The 20,065-nt window shown below is 57.1% G+C and carries 24 protein-coding genes; 5 read left to right on the forward strand and 19 right to left on the reverse strand.

Features of this window, described 5'->3' with window-relative positions:
- Positions 1 to 74: 74 nt before the first annotated feature.
- The 14 genes from GC425_RS04285 to rpsJ form a co-directional block, all read right to left on the reverse strand.
- Positions 75 to 1,715 (reverse strand): ABC transporter ATP-binding protein, encoded by a 1,641-nt coding sequence (locus tag GC425_RS04285; protein WP_151843713.1) that lies wholly within the window; start codon positions 1,713 to 1,715, stop codon positions 75 to 77.
- Complete coding sequence (locus GC425_RS04290) at positions 1,684 to 3,516, reverse strand: ABC transporter ATP-binding protein (protein WP_151843712.1); 1,833 nt, start codon at positions 3,514 to 3,516, stop codon at positions 1,684 to 1,686. Before GC425_RS04290 ends, GC425_RS04285 begins: the two co-directional genes overlap by 32 nt.
- The gene (locus GC425_RS04295; protein ID WP_151844248.1) at positions 3,517 to 3,744 is read right to left on the reverse strand and encodes an MbtH family protein; all 228 of its coding nucleotides are present in this window, start codon (positions 3,742 to 3,744) and stop codon (positions 3,517 to 3,519) included.
- 658 nt (positions 3,745 to 4,402) lie between these two features.
- Positions 4,403 to 4,681 (reverse strand): 30S ribosomal protein S17, encoded by a 279-nt coding sequence (gene rpsQ, locus GC425_RS04300; protein ID WP_151843711.1) that lies wholly within the window; start codon positions 4,679 to 4,681, stop codon positions 4,403 to 4,405.
- Positions 4,678 to 4,911, reverse strand: coding sequence for a 50S ribosomal protein L29 (gene rpmC, locus GC425_RS04305; protein ID WP_151842169.1), 234 nt, complete (start codon positions 4,909 to 4,911; stop codon positions 4,678 to 4,680). The genes rpsQ and rpmC overlap by 4 nt, the downstream gene beginning before the upstream one ends.
- Positions 4,911 to 5,327 (reverse strand): 50S ribosomal protein L16, encoded by a 417-nt coding sequence (gene rplP / locus GC425_RS04310; RefSeq protein ID WP_151842170.1) that lies wholly within the window; start codon positions 5,325 to 5,327, stop codon positions 4,911 to 4,913. Before rplP ends, rpmC begins: the two co-directional genes overlap by 1 nt.
- A gap of 5 nt (positions 5,328 to 5,332) precedes the next feature.
- Positions 5,333 to 6,079, reverse strand: coding sequence for a 30S ribosomal protein S3 (rpsC, locus tag GC425_RS04315; protein ID WP_151842171.1), 747 nt, complete (start codon positions 6,077 to 6,079; stop codon positions 5,333 to 5,335).
- 4 nt (positions 6,080 to 6,083) lie between these two features.
- Positions 6,084 to 6,443, reverse strand: a complete 360-nt coding sequence (gene rplV / locus GC425_RS04320; RefSeq protein ID WP_151842172.1) for a 50S ribosomal protein L22 — start codon at positions 6,441 to 6,443, stop codon at positions 6,084 to 6,086.
- A gap of 2 nt (positions 6,444 to 6,445) precedes the next feature.
- Positions 6,446 to 6,724 carry a 30S ribosomal protein S19 gene (gene rpsS / locus GC425_RS04325; RefSeq protein ID WP_151842173.1) on the reverse strand — a complete coding sequence of 93 codons (279 nt, stop codon included), beginning with the start codon at positions 6,722 to 6,724 and terminating at the stop codon, positions 6,446 to 6,448.
- A 16-nt stretch (positions 6,725 to 6,740) separates the two neighbouring features.
- Positions 6,741 to 7,583 carry a 50S ribosomal protein L2 gene (gene rplB, locus GC425_RS04330; RefSeq protein ID WP_151842174.1) on the reverse strand — a complete coding sequence of 281 codons (843 nt, stop codon included), beginning with the start codon at positions 7,581 to 7,583 and terminating at the stop codon, positions 6,741 to 6,743.
- A gap of 36 nt (positions 7,584 to 7,619) precedes the next feature.
- Positions 7,620 to 7,922, reverse strand: coding sequence for a 50S ribosomal protein L23 (rplW, locus tag GC425_RS04335; protein ID WP_151842175.1), 303 nt, complete (start codon positions 7,920 to 7,922; stop codon positions 7,620 to 7,622).
- Positions 7,922 to 8,575: a 50S ribosomal protein L4 gene (rplD, locus tag GC425_RS04340; RefSeq protein WP_151842176.1), complete on the reverse strand. Its 654-nt coding sequence runs from the start codon at positions 8,573 to 8,575 to the stop codon at positions 7,922 to 7,924. Before rplD ends, rplW begins: the two co-directional genes overlap by 1 nt.
- A complete protein-coding gene (gene rplC / locus GC425_RS04345; protein ID WP_151842177.1) occupies positions 8,572 to 9,228 on the reverse strand; it encodes a 50S ribosomal protein L3 in 657 nt (218 codons plus the stop codon). The genes rplD and rplC overlap by 4 nt, the downstream gene beginning before the upstream one ends.
- A 47-nt stretch (positions 9,229 to 9,275) precedes the next feature.
- A complete protein-coding gene (rpsJ, locus tag GC425_RS04350) occupies positions 9,276 to 9,581 on the reverse strand; it encodes a 30S ribosomal protein S10 (RefSeq protein WP_010120790.1) in 306 nt (101 codons plus the stop codon).
- 600 nt (positions 9,582 to 10,181) lie between these two features.
- On the opposite strand from rpsJ, the gene GC425_RS04355 reads away from it, so the two are divergent.
- A complete protein-coding gene (locus tag GC425_RS04355) occupies positions 10,182 to 10,559 on the forward strand; it encodes a hypothetical protein (protein ID WP_151843710.1) in 378 nt (125 codons plus the stop codon).
- Here the strand turns inward: GC425_RS04355 and GC425_RS04360 are convergent.
- The 3 genes from GC425_RS04360 to GC425_RS04370 form a co-directional block, all read right to left on the reverse strand.
- Positions 10,556 to 11,119 (reverse strand): hypothetical protein, encoded by a 564-nt coding sequence (locus GC425_RS04360; protein ID WP_151843709.1) that lies wholly within the window; start codon positions 11,117 to 11,119, stop codon positions 10,556 to 10,558. The two genes, GC425_RS04355 and GC425_RS04360, sit on opposite strands and share 4 nt — an antisense overlap.
- Positions 11,116 to 11,724 carry a hypothetical protein gene (locus tag GC425_RS04365; protein ID WP_151843708.1) on the reverse strand — a complete coding sequence of 203 codons (609 nt, stop codon included), beginning with the start codon at positions 11,722 to 11,724 and terminating at the stop codon, positions 11,116 to 11,118. Before GC425_RS04365 ends, GC425_RS04360 begins: the two co-directional genes overlap by 4 nt.
- Before the next feature lie 584 nt (positions 11,725 to 12,308).
- A complete protein-coding gene (locus GC425_RS04370) occupies positions 12,309 to 12,914 on the reverse strand; it encodes an ATP-binding cassette domain-containing protein (RefSeq protein ID WP_231699662.1) in 606 nt (201 codons plus the stop codon).
- 454 nt (positions 12,915 to 13,368) lie between these two features.
- Between GC425_RS04370 and GC425_RS04375 the strand changes: the two genes are divergently transcribed.
- From GC425_RS04375 to GC425_RS04390, 4 genes are all read left to right on the forward strand, one after another.
- Complete coding sequence (locus GC425_RS04375; RefSeq protein WP_151843706.1) at positions 13,369 to 14,112, forward strand: cyclase family protein; 744 nt, start codon at positions 13,369 to 13,371, stop codon at positions 14,110 to 14,112.
- Between the two features lie 12 nt (positions 14,113 to 14,124).
- On the forward strand, positions 14,125 to 14,532 hold the full coding sequence (locus GC425_RS04380; RefSeq protein ID WP_192930344.1) for a carboxymuconolactone decarboxylase family protein: 408 nt from the start codon (positions 14,125 to 14,127) through the stop codon (positions 14,530 to 14,532).
- Between the two features lie 26 nt (positions 14,533 to 14,558).
- Positions 14,559 to 15,365, forward strand: a complete 807-nt coding sequence (locus GC425_RS04385; RefSeq protein WP_151843704.1) for an SDR family NAD(P)-dependent oxidoreductase — start codon at positions 14,559 to 14,561, stop codon at positions 15,363 to 15,365.
- Positions 15,366 to 15,485: 120 nt separating this feature from the next.
- Positions 15,486 to 16,085, forward strand: a complete 600-nt coding sequence (locus GC425_RS04390) for a hypothetical protein (protein WP_151843703.1) — start codon at positions 15,486 to 15,488, stop codon at positions 16,083 to 16,085.
- Positions 16,086 to 16,336: 251 nt separating this feature from the next.
- Here the strand turns inward: GC425_RS04390 and tuf are convergent, their stop codons facing one another.
- Together tuf and fusA are read right to left on the reverse strand one after the other, a co-directional pair.
- Positions 16,337 to 17,527, reverse strand: coding sequence for an elongation factor Tu (tuf, locus tag GC425_RS04395; protein WP_151842186.1), 1,191 nt, complete (start codon positions 17,525 to 17,527; stop codon positions 16,337 to 16,339).
- Between the two features lie 401 nt (positions 17,528 to 17,928).
- Positions 17,929 to 20,043, reverse strand: coding sequence for an elongation factor G (gene fusA, locus GC425_RS04400; protein WP_151842187.1), 2,115 nt, complete (start codon positions 20,041 to 20,043; stop codon positions 17,929 to 17,931).
- Between the last annotated feature and the right edge of the window lie 22 nt (positions 20,044 to 20,065).

Here is a 20,065-nt window from a genome sequence, read left to right on the forward strand (position 1 = left end):
AAGGTAGGCAAGACTAACCTGAGGTTAGCCTATACATAGACGGTAAACAACCCCCTGTCCGCATCACCTCCCCTTCATATTTCCAAGCGGGGTTTCACATCAACTACCGTGTCAGCCACCGACTGAAAGGCTCTACCCACACACAGAACTATTGTGGTTCGTCCCTTACGATGTTCACGCACCGCCCGCGCTACTTTTAGGCCGGTCATGGAATCCACCGACGACACCGGATCTACCATCACCAACACTTCTGGCTCAACCAGTAACGCCCTCGCCAAAGCGAGACGCTGGCGCTGCCCGCCAGATAAGTTGCGCGCACCTTCAGTCAACTCATAGTTAATTACCCCTGACTCACTTAAAGACAGTTCATCCAAGCCCACCGCACGCAAAAGCTCAAAGGATCGATTAGAATTGAGCTCCGAATTGTCTTGCCTTGTGCGTGAGCCACCTTGCAGCACCTCCCCCACCGTCTTCCCAAACAATGCAGGCCATCGAGGCTCTGCGAGCACGATTGTACGCAGGTGATCGACCGACAAGAGGCTCACATCACGACCACGGATACGAATTCCCTCTGCTTCTCCATCCACTAACGCATCCACAAGCTTGGCTGCCCAACTAGCCGAGCAATGCACCGCCGTCAGATGACCCTCATAAAATCGAACCGCCGGCTCACCGTCAATAGAGATGGCAACCTTGCCGGCCTCTGCGGGTGGAATCTGTTCGCCTTCGCGAATCTCCCCTGTTGGCGAGATACGCTGTAATCTATGGACCGACGCCCGCGCCAAGCCGATATATCGGGGCATTCTACTGCACTGCCTCATCGGCTCTGCGATGAACTGAGATAACGCCACCACAGTGACAAGTTCGCCTAGTGTGACATCGCCAGATATTGTTCGATATCCCGCGTACAGGCCAACAACACTCAATAGCAGCACGTTACTGCCTACAGACACGGCCTCATAAGCACCACTAACCCACGCTAACGCGCGTGCGTCTGCATGTGCTTCTTCAGATTTACGCGCATACCCAGAATAAGCGGGGTGTGCTCCCGCCACCCCGGATATCACGGGTAGTCCCTGCAAGATATCGGTCATTCTTGCAGTAACTCCTGCCAAAAGAGCTTGCTGCCGCTCAGCATACCCTTCAATAATGCGGGATATCCCCTGCAACACGGTAAGTATTCCTACACTCAGCAAAAACACTGTAATTCCAAGAGGAAGGTCGATCATCGCGAGTACAACAGTGCAGAATACAACGCCTATCAGGGCACTCATCCCCACGGAAATCACTTCGATGATGTCTACTGCTTGCACCACGTCCTCGCCCACCACAGTGGGAAGCTCTTGGCGGGGAAGATCATCTTCATCTAGCAGATGACCCCCGGGACTAATCACATGTCCGCCGATCTCTGTTCTTAATCGGCAAATGTTCCGCGCCGAGGTAGCTTGAAGAATGCGAAAACCAGTCTGCCAGCTCAAGGACACGATTGCCAGCGTCGCTCCTAAAACAGCGATTCCCCCCACCAGATTCCACACGTTTTCGCTAGCAATGAGGCTGCGTGCCAGCCATCCCAGTAACACGGCAATCATGGCTTCTGCTACCTGGTAAATACTCAGTAATCCAGCACAGAGCACAATGACGCGAGCATTCTTGGTGATAAGCCTACGCAAAGTCACCTGTTGTCTATCGGGCACTGTTGTGCCTCCCTTGCTCATTCCATGCCATCCACATGTCGGCATAGACTCCGCCTCGCGCTACGAGTTCCCGATGCCTGCCAGTTTCCACTACACGACCACGCTCCATCACCAACACTCCGTCAGCGGTTTCCGCTTGGCTCAGACGGTGGGCTATCACCAACGCAGTACGCCCGCGAATAACCGCACGCGCTGCTTCTTCGAGGGACACAGTAAAATTCTCACATTGTTCATCATCTAGTGCTGCTGGACCGTTGTGATCACCGTCATCCTCAGCCGTTGATTCATCAAGAATAACGACGTCAGCTCTAGATAACGCCACCCTAGTCAGTGCTAAGCGTTGAGCCGTTACGGAATCGGTGTAAAGTCCCCCTGCTCCCAAAGCAGTGTCTAAACCCTGCTTTCCCTCATGACGCAAAGCACGGCACCATGCATCAGCTCCAGTGAGGCGCAATGCTTCCCATATTTCAGTATCACTGGCGTCTTCTGCAGCCAAGAGTAGGTTTTCTCGCACGCTCATAGCAAAGACATAATTTTCTTGGGAAGCCACACAAAACATGGATCTTCTATCCTGCTTCGTTATGTCGACAATATCCCGGCCTCCTACTGAAATCACTCCCGGTTCTGAAAAATCTAGGCTGCCAGAGAGGATACCCGCGACCGTAGATTTCCCTGCACCTGATCCACCAACTAAACAAACCGAACGCGCAGCGGGGATGCGAAAAGAAAGATTATGCAACACTGTGGCGCCATCCGCATAGCGATAATTCAGCCCGTTCACTTGAACCATAGGGACATCACTAGATGAAGAAGGTTTCTCGATCCTTTGCGGCGTCTGTCCACCCGCGAATCGAATGAGTCCAACGATACGTCCCAGAGCCGCGCCACCGCGCTGAAGATCGTCGAAAGTAAATAGCAAGATGCCGATAGGCACGAACTGACGATGGAATAGTATCAATGCTGCAGCGACTTCTCCTACTGTGACCACATCAGCGCGAAAGAGGAACCAACTAACACTAGATAGCGTGAATAGCCCCACGAACTCAGCGAAGTTCTCTCTTCCCACGAGCCCGGAAAATACACGAAACGCAGCGATTGACTCATCCCGTGAAGCCTGACTATACCGCCTGGTCACATTTCGGCGATACTCTATCAAACGGTGAGATCGGATTGATTGGATACCCTCTACAGAGCTTTGTATCGATCCGATGACCTCTGCTTCGAATTCCCGCTGGCGTCGATATAGGGGGGAAGATCGCGGTAGGTACCATCGCAGCCCCATCACATAAAAGGGGATGCCGCACAGTCCGGCCAGAGCAAGGCGCCAATCTAAGCCAGCGATACCAAGGCTTCCCAAAACAACCATTACTAGCGCACTAAGCGTGGACGGGACGGACTTCCGAGCGCTACTGACCAATAGCGCGACATCGGCGCCGACTCGCCCCAAAACTTCGCCCCGTCCTAAAGATTCAACAATTGTGGGAGGCAGGTTCAAGACAGCAGCTACCGCACGTTCTCGGAGTCGGGCTACCATGTGGGCAATTGTCAATCCTGTCAATGCTTCAGCTAGACCAGAAGCAATGAAGGCCCCTAAGCAGGCCAATGCCGCCCAGACAATCAGGTTCGCCATTCCGGCCAAGCCGTCACCTGCGGAAACAGCGTCTATGACGCTGGCCAGCAACAATACCGGCAGGAGAGTAAGTAACGCCCCAATGAAGTTAAATATAACTGCAAAGGTCGCGGGCACTAGGCATCGGCGGAGTAGACGGCATAACTCAACGCCTATTTGAGACGTAGTAGCCGAGGGAAGGGCAGCACTCACTTAAGCGCGGCTCGTGTCTGCTGGCTGCAATGAGTTCCAATTATCATCGATATAAGCCAAGGCCTCATCCCGTGAAACACCACCTTCAGCGCCACGACTCGCATCTCCCAAAACTACTTTCCAGCCCTCGGGTACGGCCGCGAAGGACGGCCATAGAGAATACTGTCCTTCCGTGTTAATGAGAGCAAAAAACCTTCCCTTTTCATCATCAAACGGGTTAATAGACACAGGCACTCCCAATCGTTTCAATGTTAGATGTTTTTCGGACAATGGCGCCACACCCGGCTGCACCAGCATTAGCACGGACGCTTTAGGCGACCTTACCTTAGCATAACCTAAATTAGGAGTCTAGTATGAAACATGGAAGTCGACACAAGGTGTGCACTGCCGGAGTGTGGCGATCGTGGGGGGTACTCTGGCACAACCATAGGATTATCTTGCTTTTCCTAGAGTGCGACCTGGGGTAACGCAAAGCTAAGTGCCGCAGAATCCTATCGTTGTGCCGAACGGCACCGGAATGCTGCCTACAATCCCGACCAGCAAGCTGCAGACAGACAAGCTGACTGTAGGTCGGCGGCGCTGCGCTGCTGCTGAACTTACGAAATACCTCCGTCCATAGCCTGCGCCTCCCCAGTCTTTAGAGCAGAGTGTCTGAGAACGTCGCTTCGATTTTCGGCGGATATTTAAAATCCCAGGTCACGGCGGTTTTGGTCGGTGGGCCAAAGCATCGAGTCGACGTTCTAAGACAACCCTCCCCAAAACTGCTGCGACCGACAGAACAACCCAGCAGGTCAACACCACACCCCCATAACGGCGCACAGCACCAACAACCAAAAAGAACCCCGCCAAAGGCGGGGTTCTCAAGCTCTCGCAGAAACAGCAGGCCTTAGCGTGCCTTCTCCACGATCTCGACGAGACGGAAGTGCTTGTCCTTGGACAGCGGGCGGGTCTCCTCGATGCGAACGCGGTCGCCAACTCCGGCGGTCTCGTTCTCGTCGTGCGCCTTCACTCGGGAGTTCTTGCGCATGATCTTGCCGTACAGAGCGTGCTGCTTACGGTCCTCGAGCTCAACCACGATGGTCTTGCTCATCTTGTCGGATACAACGTAGCCGGTACGAACCTTACGTGCGCCCTTTTCCTTCTTAGTCACGTTAGCCTCACTCATGCTGCGTCACCACCTGGGTTAGTAGACAAACCGAGCTCGCGCTCACGCAGGACGGTGTAGATGCGGGCGATGTCGCGCTTGACAACACCCAGACGACGGTTGTTGGTTAGCTGGCCGGTGGCCATCTGGAAGCGAAGGTTGAACAGCTCTTCCTTGGCCTCGCGCAGACGGGTGGTCAGCTCTTCGTTGTTGAGCTCGCGGAGCTCGTGTGCCGGGGTTCCGGTAGCCATTAGAACTGATCCTCCTTCTTCACGATACGAACCTTGCATGGCAGCTTGTTGCCAGCGCGGCGCAGGGCCTCGATTGCCATGTCCTCGTTCGGGTAGGACACCTCGAACAAGATGCGGCCTGGCTTGATGTTAGCAACCCACTTCTCCACTGGGCCCTTACCGGAACCCATACGCACACCGAGTGGCTTCTGGGTCAGGGGGCGGTCAGGGAAGATGTTGATCCATACCTTACCGCCACGCTTGAGGTGACGGTTGATGGCGATACGGGAGGATTCGATCTGACGGTTGGTGATGTACGTTGGCTCCAGTGCCTGCAGTCCGTACTCGCCGTGCGTCACGCGGTTTCCACCCTTGGACACACCGGTGCGGGTTGGGCGGTGCTGGCGACGGTACTTAACGCGCTTCGGGATAAGCATGTTTCTTAGCCCTCCTGATTCTGCTCTGCGCGCTGGCGACGTGCGCCACCGCGGCGTGGACGCTCACGACGAGCACCGCGTCCACCGCGGTCCTCACGTGCGTTCATCAGGCTTTCGCGACGGCCACCGACAACGTCACCCTTGTAGATCCACACCTTCACGCCGATGCGGCCGAAGGTGGTGTGTGCTTCGTAGGTTCCGTAGTCGATCTCGGCGCGCAGGGTGTGCAGTGGAACGCGTCCCTCGTGGTAGCGCTCGGTGCGACCCATTTCTGCGCCGCCCAGACGGCCGGAGCAGACAACCTTGATGCCCTTTACCTGTGGCTGACGCATTGCGCCCTGGATTGCCTTGCGCATTGCGCGGCGGAATGCCACGCGGTTGGTCAGCTGCTCTGCGATGGACTGTGCCACCAGCTGAGCGTTGGCGTCGATGTTCTTAACTTCCAGGATGTTGAGCTGTACCTGCTTGCCGGTGAGCTTCTCCAGCTGGCCGCGGATGCGGTCGGCCTCGGCGCCGCGGCGGCCGATCACGATGCCCGGGCGGGCGGTGTGGATGTCGACGCGGACGCGGTCGTGGGTGCGCTCTACAACAACGTCGGCGATGCCGGCGCGGTCAAGACCCTTGGACAGGAAGTCGCGGATCTTGATGTCTTCAGCAATGTAATCAGCGTACTGCTTGTCGGCGTACCAGCGGGAACGCCACTCTGCGGTGATGCCCAGACGGAGGCCGTGTGGATGGATTTTCTGTCCCATTGACTTAAGCACCTCCATTCTGGCTTTCAACAACCACGGTGATGTGGCTGGTGCGCTTGCGGACGTGGAATGCACGTCCCTGTGCGCGTGGACGGAAACGACGCATCGTTGGTCCCTCGTCGGCGAATGCTTCGGAGATAACCAGGGTGCGTGGGTCCAAGCCGAAGTTGTTTTCGGCGTTGGCTGCTGCGGAAGCAACGACCTTGTAGACAGGCTCGGAAGCTGCCTGTGGTGCGTACTTCAGGATTGCGAGTGCGTCTTCAACGGACTTGCCGCGGATCGTGTCGATAACGCGGCGAGCCTTCATTGGGGTGACGCGGACGAAACGCGCGGTTGCGCGTGCGGAATTCACGGTGTCACTCATGTTTATCGACGGCCCTTCTTGTCGTCCTTAACGTGACCTTTGAAGGTCTTCGTTGGGGCGAACTCACCTAGCTTGTGGCCGACCATGGAGTCATCGATGAACACTGGCACGTGCTTGCGTCCGTCGTGGACGGCAAAGGTGTGGCCAATGAAATCGGGCAGAATGGTCGAGCGGCGGGACCAGGTCTTGATGACCTGCTTGGTGCCCTTGTCGTTCTGTGCGTCCACCTTCGCGAGGAGGTGTTCGTCGACGAATGGGCCCTTCTTGAGGCTGCGTGGCATTCTCTACTACCTCCTCTTAGCGCTTCTTGTTCTTGTTGGTGCGACGACGGCGGACGATCAGCTTGTCGCTTGGACGGTTTGGCTTGCGAGTGCGGCCCTCTGGCTGTCCCCATGGGGACACTGGGTGGCGACCACCGGAGGTCTTACCTTCACCACCACCGTGTGGGTGGTCCACAGGGTTCATGACAACACCACGCACGGTTGGGCGAACGCCCTTCCAGCGCATGCGGCCGGCCTTACCCCAGCGGATGTTGATCTGGTCCACGTTTCCGACAGTTCCGACGGTTGCGCGGCAACGGATGTCCACGCGGCGGATTTCGGAGGATGGCATACGCAGGATTGCGTACTTGCCTTCCTTACCCAGCAGCTGGATGGAGGAGCCTGCGGAGCGGGCGAGCTTTGCGCCGCCGCCTGGCTTCAGCTCCACTGCGTGGATGGTGGTACCGGTGGGGATGTTGCGCAGTGGCAGGTTGTTTCCAACCTTGATGTCTGCGTTAGCGCCGGATTCCAGCAGGGCACCCTGCTGCAGGCCGCGTGGGGCGATGATGTAACGCTTCTCGCCGTCACGGTAGTGCAGCAGCGCGATGTTCGCGGTGCGGTTTGGGTCGTACTCGATGTGAGCAACCTTTGCCAGCACGCCGTCCTTGTCGCTACGACGGAAGTCGATCACGCGGTAGCGGCGCTTGTGTCCGCCACCCTTGTGGCGGGTGGTGATGTGGCCGTGTACGTTACGGCCACCGGTCTTCGACAGCGGGCGCAGCAGAGACTTCTCGGGAGTCGAACGAGTGATCTCATCAAACTCGGAGACAGAGCTCTGGCGGCGACCCGGCGTAGTCGGCTTGTACTTACGAATAGCCATACTTGTGCTTCCTCTTTACCTTTCGGCTTCTACCGCTTAAGCGGCGGAGCCACCGAAGATGTCGATCGGATCGCTGCCGGCGACCAGGGTCACCATGGCGCGCTTGGTTGCCTTGCGACGGCCGTAGCCGGTGCGGGTGCGCTTGCGCTTGCCCTCGCGGTTGAGGGTGTTGACGCTTGCTACCTTGACGCCAAAGATCTGCTCGACGGCAATCTTGATGTGAGTCTTGTTGGAGTCTGGGTGAACCAGGAACGTGTAGACGTTTTGCTCCATCAGCCCGTAGGACTTTTCAGACACAACTGGAGCGATGATGATATCGCGTGGATCTGCGACAGTCATTACTTAGCCTCCTCGGTCTTCTTGTCAGCGGCACTGATGAAGTTGTTCAGTGCTTCTACGGAGAACACTACGTCGTCTGCGTTGAGCACGTCGTAGGTGTTCAGCTGGTCGTTTACCAGGATGTGTACGCCTGGCAGGTTGCGTGCGGACTTCCACGAGGTCACGTCTTCACGGGTCAGAACGACCAGCACGGACTTGCGGTCGGTCAGACGCTCGATGAAGGAGCGTGCGGACTTGGTGGATGGGGTCTGTCCTGCAACCAGTTCCTCAACCACGTGGATGCGGTTGTGGCGCGCACGGTCGGTGAGGGCTCCGCGCAGGGCGGCTGCCTTCATCTTCTTTGGGGTGCGCTGGGAGTAGTCGCGGGGCTGTGGGCCGTGTACGGTGCCACCACCGGTGAAGTGTGGTGCGCGGATGGAGCCCTGGCGTGCGCGACCGGTTCCCTTCTGGCGGAATGGCTTACGGCCACCGCCGGATACCATGCCACGGGTCTTGGTTGCGTGGGTGCCCTGGCGCTTTGCTGCCAGCTGAGCGGTGACGACCTGGTGCATCAGAGCAACGCTAGCCTCGGCATCGAAGATGGAGGCTGGCAGCTCGATGGTGCCATTGGTCTTGCCGTCAGCGGTGTGGACATCAAGCTTTAGATTGCTCATGCGTGTGCACCGCCCTTCACTGCGGTCTTGACAACGACGAGTCCGCCGTTGACGCCTGGTACTGCGCCCTTGATGAGCAGCAGGTTGGACTCTGCGTCGACCTTTGCGACCTTCAGGTTCTGCAGGGTAACGCGGTCGTTACCCATGCGGCCTGCCATGCGCTTGCCCTTGAACACGCGGCCTGGGGTGGCTGCCTGTCCAATACCACCGACGCGGCGGTGCGCTGCCTGGTTACCGTGTGCAGCGCCCTGGCCTGCGAAGCCGTGGCGCTTCATGGCACCTGCGTAGCCCTTACCCTTGGTGGTTCCGGTTACGTCGACGAACTTGACGTCGTTGAAAATTTCAACGGTAATGTCCTGGCCAACCTCGTAGGCGGAAGCGTCCTCTACGCGGATCTCCCGTACGTGGCGGCGAGGGGTTACGCCGGCCTTCTTGAAGTGCCCCGTGCCTGGCTTGTTTACCTTGCGGGGGTCGATCTCGCCGAAGGCGATCTGGATGGCTTCGTAGCCATCAGTTTCTTGGGTGCGTACCTGGGTTACGACACAAGGCCCAGCTTCTACGACGGTGACCGGCACAACGCGGTTGTCCTCGTCGAAGATCTGGGTCATGCCGAGCTTTGTGCCCAGGATGCCCTTGATCTCAATATCACTCATATTTCTTCTCCGCTGCCTTCAGTATTCAGACTGTGTGTGGTTGCTGCTTACTGAATGTTGACGTCGACGCTGGCCGGCAGGTCGATGCGCATCAGGGCATCGACCGTCTTCGGGGTTGGATCCAGGATGTCGATCAGACGCTTGTGGGTACGCATCTCAAAGTGCTCACGCGAGTCCTTGTACTTGTGCGGAGAGCGGATGACGCAGTACACGTTCTTTTCAGTTGGCAGTGGCACTGGGCCAACAACACGGGCGCCGGTACGGGTGACCGTTTCGACGATCTTCTTGGCAGAAGCGTCGATTGCCTCGTGGTCGTAGGCCTTGAGCCTAATGCGGATCTTTTGTCCCGCCACGCTTGTCCTCTTCCTCAGCGTGCCTGCTCACTTGCACGTGTGCAGGCTGTTACGCCTCTTACTCTTTTGTCTTAACGCTGTCCGGCCGTGGGTGGCCTGGTCCAGTCGCCAGTTCGCTTGGTGTTTACATTTACTTATCTGTGCCTTCTTCACGGTCCAGGATAAATGTCATGCATGCACCAGAACTCCCCCATAGTGTGGAGGCGTTTCTTCGCTTGGAAGTGACCGCTGCTGAAAGTTTATTCAGTGCGGGCTTCGCTTACTGCCGCTGTTCATTTACCATGTCCCACTCCGGCACCCGCGGTCGGGCGTGTCTTGCCGTCTCCGCTGAAAGTACCGCACAGCAAAGCTACCCTTACGGGTCTTTACTGACGATGGATCATGCTCACTTCACCAGCGGTGCCTTCTTGTCTGTGACCGTGGGGTCTGTGACTCATGCACCGTGTTAAAGCAACGTCCGCTATATAACCACAGGGTGGGGCATGGATGCAAATCATGTGTGCACAATCACGTTGGGGCTGTCTCTAGACCGTCTTGTGGCTGCTGTGTGGCCGTCGCCGGGCTCGCCCGCTGCTGTCATTCTTTCTCTACAGTGGGCTCATGGAGAATTACAAAACCGATCCTGCCTATATCAAGGAGAGGCGGCGGATCATCCGTCAATATCATCCCGACGCCGGCGGTAGCGACGAAAAGCTCATTTCCGAACTACAGAAGCTTGATGAGCACTATTCCCGAACGTTTCCTGCTGCCCGAGTGTTTGATTCTTTGAGTTTTTTGCCCGAAGATGCCCGAGAGAAGGCGGAGGCGGCGTATCGTTCCGCGGAGCGCTGGGCCACATCTGCCGCCCAGCGTGTGGAGGAACGTGTACGGCCTTCGTCCAGGGAGAGCCTCAAGGATTCGAGCAATGATTCTGTATTGGAGGATCTGGCGCGTAAAGCCGCTCGCTCGGTAAATAACGTCCGTAAGTTTTTCAGTTAGCGTCCAACCTTGATTTTGCGGCGCGCCATCGCGAACGTAACAAGCGCCAACAGGAAAAGAACGCCGACGATGCGACTATCTGGCGCCCAGAACAGGGGAATGCGCTCGTGGTTGGAAACCAGCGCCACAGCCATCGTCTGAATAACAATAAGGACAATGACTGCGGGGTACGCGATCTCCGGCCCCAGGGGCAGGCTTATGCTGAAGAATAGGACAAGGTACAGCAGCGTATTTTGAAGCAGCCCAGCGCTCCCAGTCAGCGCCAGAATCACGGGCGCGCTGAGAAGCGCCATCTGTCCGAGGCTGTCTGCCCACCACCAGGAGCGGGCTCCAGATTCCTCGCGATGGGACAGCTCCCCCGTCAGTAGCGTGGTGTGTGCTGCGAGAAGCGCGACGGCCAGCAAATGGTTTACGGAGAGATCCAGCGATTCCTCGGAGAGCCATGGCAGCGGAATGCTGGTGCTTCCCGTGATGATGGAGATGACGATCGCCAGCACCAGCAGGCCGAACGCTCGACCGCCCCTATGCCCCACGGCATACAGTGTGATGTACTGTCTCACGCCGAGCACCCGAGCTTTCCGCTGATGAGTTCCTTGAGGCCTTCCCACGCCTGGGGATTGGCACTGTCACTATAGGAGAGGAAACGGCCATCAGGTCCGGTAGCAAGCCGGATGAGGTCGGGAGTGTCCACAAGCACGTCAGCCTCCTCAGCCATGCTCAGACGACGGCCGCTATCATCCGTCCAGCAGGACTCTGCTGCCTGCAGTTCTTGCGCACGTTGGAGGAGTTGAATAATGAGTTGTTGTTCAACCCCGGTGACATTTGAAGCCTGAGACATACGTAATTCGTTGGGGTTGAGAGGTTCGGCGTCGATAATGGGGATATTGTGGGGAACGCCTAATTGGTCGGCTGCCTGTCGATTTAATTCAGCGACGGAAGGATCCGTTTCGGGCCACATGCAGAGTCGGTCGTCGCAGATGCGTTCAGAGACTGGGCGCGGTTGGGAATTATGGAAATTACCGGGCGCACCTAGCGCGTAACCCAGAGTCAACGCTCCGACAGTGAGGACCACAGCAGCGCCGACCCCGCCAATGCGGAGTGGACGTGGTGCCAGCCGGACCTGAATCAGGAGTACACAGACCACGACCAGCGAAGTCAAAGTCACGGCCGAAGACCTTAGTGTGACCGCATCAATCATGGATTCCACGGCGCAGCAACCGCCCAATGGTTGGCCAAACATCTGTCTCCACGCAGGATCAGGAATAGCCTGGGGATACGTACTCAGCACCCATGGGATAAATACCGCAATAGGCAAGGAGAGAACGGGCGACACATATATTCCAAGAGCAGCGCCGAATAGCACCCACAGGCTGGTTAAAAGCACAGCTAGTGCACTACCGGCCCAGGCTTGGGGCACAGAAAATCCTCCGTAATAAGCCATGACGAGGACAACGGAGAATAAAGCAACACCAGCCGATACGCTAAGGCGACGGAGGATAATTCGCCAGAGTTCACTCGTCCGACCGCGTAATGCCAACGGTTCGCGAAACCGAGAAATATCCCAGGCTGCGAATCCTGCTAGCGCCGGACCTAACGAGAAAAAGTAACCAAGTCCACGGGAAATACCGTCATATCCGTTGGAGACTTCGGAGAAGTTTGCGTACACAATGAAGTAACCAAGCACAGCGGCCGCGACCATAATCGCTGGCCCCAACCACCAACGCAACGCTGTCCATGTATTTCGCGCGCTCATCGGACCGTCGCCTGAGCTAGAGCCACAACGGCTGGATCGCCATCAGCGGTTGCGCCGTTGCCAAGAGCACGAAACCCGTCTATCGTACCGTCGTAGCGCACCGTCCCTTCGTGCAGCACAATGACGCGGGTGAACGGATCAGCCACCTCGTGCGGCTGGTGGGTTGAGACCCACACGCCAGTGTGGGCAGCGACGATACTGTTGTATAGGTCCTGGAGTTCACGCTTAGCCAAGGGATCCAGAGATGCACTCGGCTCATCAAGCAGCAAGAGCTGCGCACCGCTGTTCAGCGCTGTGGCCAATTGCACCTTTGCTTGCTGACCACCACTCAGTTGCGCACAACTCCGGTTCGCAAGGTCACCCAGGCCCACGAAATCTAGCCACTGATCAGCATTCTTCGTGGCCGTTGCCCTCTTTTGCCCGTCAAGCCAGGCCACATAGGAGACGTGCTCACGCACCGTAAATCCGCGGATTGGGGTGAAGAATTGGGGAACATAGCTGACAGCCGGAAGGCCGGACCGGTCGAGTCCCCGCACACGAAGCTGCCCGGCCAGAATCCGCATCAAGGTGGTCTTTCCTGCGCCGTTAGCGCCGAGGAGCAAGGTCGGCTCTCCAGTGATTGATAGGTCCTCTGCTGCGACGACCCCCGCACCGCCAGGGTGGCGATAAGAAAAAGAGAGGCTTGTGGGGTGGATCCGGGGCTGTTGCGGCACAGCTACATGCGGTGGGGATGAATGGGATGATCGGGACGGTTGAGCTGGGGAGCGCTCTGGTATGTGATTAGCCATGATTCCTTCTCATGTGACCAGGAACTGACCCAAGCTTGACCGTTTGGGTAAGGTTTACCTTAGCTTATGGGAAATGGCAGGCTCAATACCTTGTCTGACCCCATCCCGCCGCGGGGGTAGCACCCGAACACCCCTTTCCAGATCTTGATTCCCCTTCGCAACCAAAAACTCCGTGGCATACCCCAATACCGCAGGACGAGCCCTAAACTATGGCTCGTAGGCACATTGCCCCAATCACCCACATCACCATCTCACTCAGGAGCACCCCATGACTCAGCACGAACTCTGGGACATTACAGCACGCTTGCATTCCTCTGACTTCCGTTTCGTCGACCTCACTCATACTTTCTTCCCTGGCCAGCCGAAGTTCGCGATGCTGCCGGATCAGGAAACCACCCGCATTTTCACTGTCGACGAGCAAGGTTTCACCGTGGACCGTTATTCCCTTGTTGGCCAGTGGGGAACTCACGTTGATCCACCGATTCACTTTGTGAATAACGCTCGCACCCTCGATGAGCTGAGCGTGGAGGACATGATCTTGCCGCTTGTTGTTCTCAATCTTGTGGACGCCGTTCAAGATAATCCGAATTACGCAGTCTCTACGCAGGATATTGAACGCTGGGAGGCTGAGCACGGCCCCATTCCTGCCGGCTCTTTTGTGGCTTTGCGTACCGATTGGCATAAGCGCTGGGATACGGACGATCTATACGGCAAGGATCAGGATGGCCACAATAATTGCCCGGGCTGGTCGCTGGAGGCGTTGGAGGCGCTCCATCAGCGTGGGGTGACCGCCATTGGGCACGAAACCACGGACACCGACCCCGGCTCGTCCATCGATCAGGGAAACTTCGAGTGCGAGCTGTATTGGTTGAAGATGGACCATTGGCAAATCGAATTGATGGCTCATCTGAATGAAGTTCCAGAGGCCGGCGCGTTGATTGTTGCTACCTGGGCGAAGCCGAAGGATGGCACGGGTTTCCCAGCGCGCGTTTTCGCTGTTGTCCCCCGTTAAAGGAGCATAGCCATGGAACAATTATCTCCCCTGATGCCCGTCTTGAAGGACAGCGAGCTGTCCGAACGCGCACAGAAAGTGTTCGAGGATATTCGCGCTACTCGTTCAACAGATTATGTGAATAACGTGTGGCGAGTGCTGGCGAATAATGACACACTGCTCGAGGAAACCTGGGCGGATGTGAAATCTGTCTTGAGTCCTGACGGCGAATTGGACGTTCTCACGAAGCAATTGATTTACATTGCTGTCTCTGTGGCCAATGGGTGCACGTATTGCGTGCGTAGTCACACGGCGGCTGCTCGTCAGCTGGGTTTAACGGATGCGCAATTAGCTGAGCTTCATCGCGTGATTGGCGTTGCTAGCAAAACCAATAGCCTGATGCTGGGCTTGCAGGTTCCCGTCGATGACGCATTGGCCTGACTCAACGACAAACTCGAAAGGAAAACATGGATTTAGGATTACGCGGACGTTCCGCCATTGTCACCGGCGGATCAAAGGGGTTGGGTTTCGCCACTGCCGCCGCTTTAGTCACCGAGGGTGCGAATGTTGCGATATGCTCCCGTACCGAATCTGAGATAAACGACGCCGTCAACAGCCTCCGTAACACTGCACGCTCTACTTTTCCCGAGGAGCCGCCGCGGGTCGTCGGTTATACGGCGGATGTACGCGATGGGCAAGCTGTGCGCGAGTTCGTTAGCGCCGCTGCACAGGATCTCGGCGCAGTGGATATCCTGGTGAACAACGCCGGTGGAGCTCACCCTGGTTCCCCCTCAACGATCACCGATGAGGCTTTTGAGGCGGATTTTAATATTAAGGTTCTTTCGTGGCAAAGGCTCATTAAGGAAGCACTTCCCTACCTACGGAAATCGGATCAGCCTCGCATTATCAATATCGGTTCGGTGTACGGACGCGTGCCGGATCCTGGATTCTTTTCCACTTCAGTGTTCCGAGCAGCTGATGAAAATCTCACCAAGACATGGGCCGCGCATCTGGCATCAGAGGGCATCCTGGTAAATCTTGTGAATATCGGCGTGATTGAAACTCCTCAGTGGGAGAATATCCGATCCAAGCGAGCACCTGAGCTCAGCATGGAGGAGTTTTTCAGCAAGACGGTGTCCGAGGACATTCCCCTGGGGCGTGTTGGCGATGCTCAGGAGCTAGGGGACGTGGTCACCTTTCTTGCGTCAGCCCGATCCAGCTATATCACCGGAGCATCCATTGATGTGGCCGGCGGTATGGGTTTGCGGTTCTAATAGTTTTATAAGGGTAGCAATCGTCCAGCATCGTCGTTACAGTGGGAGACGTACATCACATTTTCGAGATCGCCTCCGACCGCCATCTCCAGAATCCGCCCCACCTACAGAGGAGACACCATGAGACTCTGGAAGAAACTGACCGCCACAACCAGTTGCCTAGTGATGGCTGCGACGCTCGCCACGCCAGGCATTGCCACCGCAGCCGACACCGCTACAGACACCAACTCCACCACTGCCGCGACCACAAGTCCCGAAACCACAGCGGATCAACAAGCTCTGGTCGATGAGCTCGAACAAGGTTTTGAGACACTGTTCAGCGAAGTTGTGGTCGAAGACGATTTCGGCAACTGGCATGCCGACCCTGCAGCCGCGGCTCGGCATGGAATCTCATCGGACGAGGCACAGGCCCTCGCGGACTTCATGAACGCGCCTGAGCCTGGCGGCACATCCTTCAGAGGCTGGCTAACCTATGGTGAATGCATTGCCACAGGTGTTTTAGGCAGTCCTATTTCAACATCTGACGCAATCGGGATTGCACACCTAGTACAAGGCAAACAATTTAGAAAAGCTGCCGAAAAGATACTCGGTATGGCTGCGCTTTCCGGAGCCAGTGCCGCATTAACTTATGGATTTTCAGCCCTCGGAGGTCCTGCGGGTTTGGCGGCGTCAATCGCCATACTGGCTGGAAAATGTGCACTCAACGAGAAACTGCCCTGATCATCCGAAAATAGGCAAACACAGCCTTGTTATTCGGAAATGCAGTCTACTTCACCTAATATCTGGTGTTCCCTCCAGTGTTTTACATCAACCGTCGCCATTGGGAGAAGCACCATCGCAAGGATGGGGAGAACAACACATAGAAGGCGCAAGAAACCCGCCAGCCACCTTCTTCGAAGGAATGGCTGGCGGGTTTCACTGTGATCGGACTATGTGCTAGCCCTCAGGACCGATCAACAAGTAATGGTTGATTACTTGTTGATCTTGGTCACGCGGCCTGCACCAACGGTGCGGCCACCCTCGCGGATAGCGAAGCGCAGACCCTCGTCCATAGCGACTGGCTGGATCAGGGTGACAGACATCTCAACGTTGTCGCCTGGCATAACCATGTCGGTGCCCTCTGGCAGCTTCACAACACCGGTAACGTCGGTGGTGCGGAAGTAGAACTGTGGGCGGTAGTTGTCGAAGAATGGGGTGTGGCGGCCACCCTCGTCCTTGGACAGGATGTAGACGGAGCCCTCGAACTCGGTGTGAGGGGTGTAAGCGTCTGGCTTAGCAACGATCTGGCCACGCTCAACGTCCTCGCGCTTCAGACCACGCAGCAGCAGTGCAGCGTTGTCGCCGGCCTCTGCGGTGTCCAGCAGCTTGTTGAACATCTCGATGGAGGTGACGGTGGTCTTGGTGGACTTCTCGCGGATACCCAGGATCTCAACCTCTTCGTTGAGGTTCAGAACACCACGCTCAACACGGCCGGTAACAACGGTACCGCGGCCGGTGATGGTGAAGATGTCCTCGATTGGCATCAGGAATGGCTTGTCGGTCTCGCGCTCTGGGTCTGGGATGGAGTCATCGCAAGCCTGCATGAGCTCGACAACCTTCTCGGTCCACTCAGCGTCGCCCTCGAGAGCCTTCAGAGCGGAGATGTGCACAACTGGGCACTCTTCGTCGTAGTCCTGCTCAGCCAGCAGCTCACGAACTTCCATCTCGACGAGCTCGAGGAGCTCCTCGTCGTCAACCATGTCACACTTGTTCAGTGCAACCAGGATGTAAGGAACGCCAACCTGGCGAGCCAGCAGCACGTGCTCACGGGTCTGTGGCATTGGGCCATCGGTTGCAGCAACAACCAGGATAGCGCCGTCCATCTGAGCAGCACCGGTGATCATGTTCTTGATGTAGTCAGCGTGACCTGGAGCGTCAACGTGTGCGTAGTGGCGCTTCTCGGTCTCGTACTCCACGTGGGAGATGTTGATCGTGATGCCGCGCTCCTTCTCTTCCGGTGCCTTGTCGATGGCATCGAAAGCGAAAGACTTGTTGGCCTCTGGGAACTTGTCAGCCAGAACCTTGGTGATCGCAGCGGTGGTGGTGGTCTTGCCGTGGTCGACGTGACCAATGGTGCCGATGTTAACGTGCGGCTTGGAACGCTCGAACTTAGCCTTCGCCACTTTGTGTCCTCCTGGACTTCTCGGTGGCTACGACTCTCGCAGCCACATGTGTTTCCTTAATTCGCCGTACCTGCTCCCGGTGAGGAGCTTCCCCGGCTTGCTTTGTTAGTGCCGTTGTAACAATCGGGTTGTGAAGACGGCATGTACCTTGTCCAGGTTACACGCTCTTCCGTGCCGATGGGTAACGGCCAGCACACCGCATCCTACGGCATTTACACCCTAGAGACAATTTAGGGCTCTCACACCTCCCCCGGCTTTACTAGCTCATGGGGAAGGAGTGCTGAAGGATGTGACGTGCAGGCCCCTACCCTGGAGACTGTCAGCGCTTCCGGTGGGCACGTGCACCGCACGTGCCCACCCGGCGCCGAAGCTTCTAGGTAGTGTCCTGTGGGGTCAGAAGTTTAGGACTGACCGCCAGTGCGCTCAGCGATGATGTCCGCTGCCACGTTGGATGGAACCTCTGCGTAGGAGTCGAACACCATGGAGAAGTTCGCACGTCCCGCGGTGGAGGAACGCAGGTCACCGATGTAGCCGAACATCTGGGACAGTGGCACCTTCGCGCGAACAACCTTCGCGCCGGAGCGGTCTTCCATGGCGTACACCTGGCCACGGCGAGCGCTGATGTCACCGTTGACGGTACCCATGTACTCCTCAGGGGTTACAACCTCAACGTTCATCATTGGCTCCAGCAGCACTGGCTTTGCCTTGGCAACGGCTTCCTTCAGGGCCTGGGAACCGGCCAGCTTGAAGGCCATTTCGGAGGAGTCAACCTCGTGGTAGGCGCCGTCTTCCAGGGTGGCCTTGATGTTCACCAGTGGGAAGCCAGCCAGGTAGCCGTACTGCATGGCGTCCTGGATACCAGCGTCGACGGATGGGATGTACTCCTTAGGAACGCGTCCACCGGTGACGGCGTTTGCGAACTCGTAGGTCTCCTCGGATCCCTCTTCTGGCTCGTATGGCTCGATGGAGATGATCACGCGTGCGAACTGACCGGAACCACCGGTCTGCTTCTTGTGCGTGTACTCCAGCTTCTCGACTGGCTTGCGGATGGTCTCGCGGTAGGCAACCTGTGGGGCACCCACGTTTGCTTCCACCTTGAACTCGCGCTTCATGCGGTCCACCAGCACGTCCAGGTGCAGCTCACCCATACCACCGATCACGGTCTGGCCGGTCTCTTCGTCCAGCTTCACGGTGAAGGTTGGGTCCTCTTCAGCCAGCTTCTGGATAGCGGTACCCAGCTTCTCCTGGTCGGACTTGGTCTTAGGCTCGATGGCCACCTCAATCACTGGGTCTGGGAAGTCCATGGACTCCAGGATGATTGGGTTGGAGGCGTCACACAGGGTGTCACCGGTGGTGGTTTCCTTCAGACCGATGAAGGCGTAGATGTGGCCTGCGGAGGCCTTGTCTACTGGCTGCTCCTTGTTGGAGTGCATCTGGAACAGCTTACCCACGCGCTCCTTCTTGCCCTTGGTGGAGTTGGTGACCTGAGCACCAGTCTCCACGGAGCCGGAGTACACGCGAACGTAGGTGAGCTTACCGAAGAATGGGTGCACAGCAACCTTGAAGGCTAGTGCGGAGAATGGCTCGTCCTTGGACGGCTTGCGGATGAGCTCCTTCTCGGTGTCGTTGACTTCGGTGCCCTTGATGGAACCAACGTCCATTGGGTTAGGCAGGAACTCAACCACTGCGTCCAGCATGGGCTGGATGCCCTTGTTCTTGTACGCGGAACCACAGTAGACCGGGTAGACCTCGGAGTTCACGGTCAGCTTACGGATCTGAGCCTTCAGCTCGTCGATGGTGATTTCTTCACCGGAGAAGTAGCGCTCCATCAACTCTTCGTCGGACTCAGCAACGGTCTCGATGAGCTTCTCGCGGTACTCCTCAGCCTTCTCCTGCAGGTCTGCTGGGATGTCCTGAACGGATGCTTCGGTACCGATAGGGGTAACGCCCTCCCAGACCAGAGCCTTCATCTCCAGCAGGTCGACCACACCGTCGAAGTCGTCCTCAGCGCCGATAGGCAGCTGCATCACCAGTGGCTTGGCGCCCAGGCGCTCAACGATGGTGTCCACGGTGAAGAAGAAGTCAGCGCCCAGCTTGTCCATCTTGTTGACAAAGCAGATACGTGGGACGTCGTACTTGGATGCCTGGCGCCACACCTGCTCGGACTGTGGCTCCACGCCCTCCTTGGCGTCGAATACGGCGACAGCACCATCCAGGACACGCAGGGAGCGCTCCACCTCGACGGTGAAGTCAACGTGACCAGGGGTGTCGATGATGTTGATCTGGTTGTCTTTCCAGAAACAGGTGGTAGCTGCGGAGGTAATGGTGATACCGCGCTCCTTCTCCTGTTCCATCCAGTCCATGGTGGATGCACCGTCGTGGGTTTCGCCCACCTTACGGTTGATACCGGTGTAGAAAAGGATGCGCTCGGTGGTGGTGGTCTTACCAGCATCGATGTGCGCCATAATGCCGATGTTACGAACCCTCTTCAGGTCAGTCAGCGCTTCAAGTGCCACAGGGATTCCCCGCTCGTTTCAT

Source organism: Corynebacterium sp. zg254, assembly GCF_024701495.1.
GTDB lineage: Bacteria > Actinomycetota > Actinomycetes > Mycobacteriales > Mycobacteriaceae > Corynebacterium > Corynebacterium zhongnanshanii.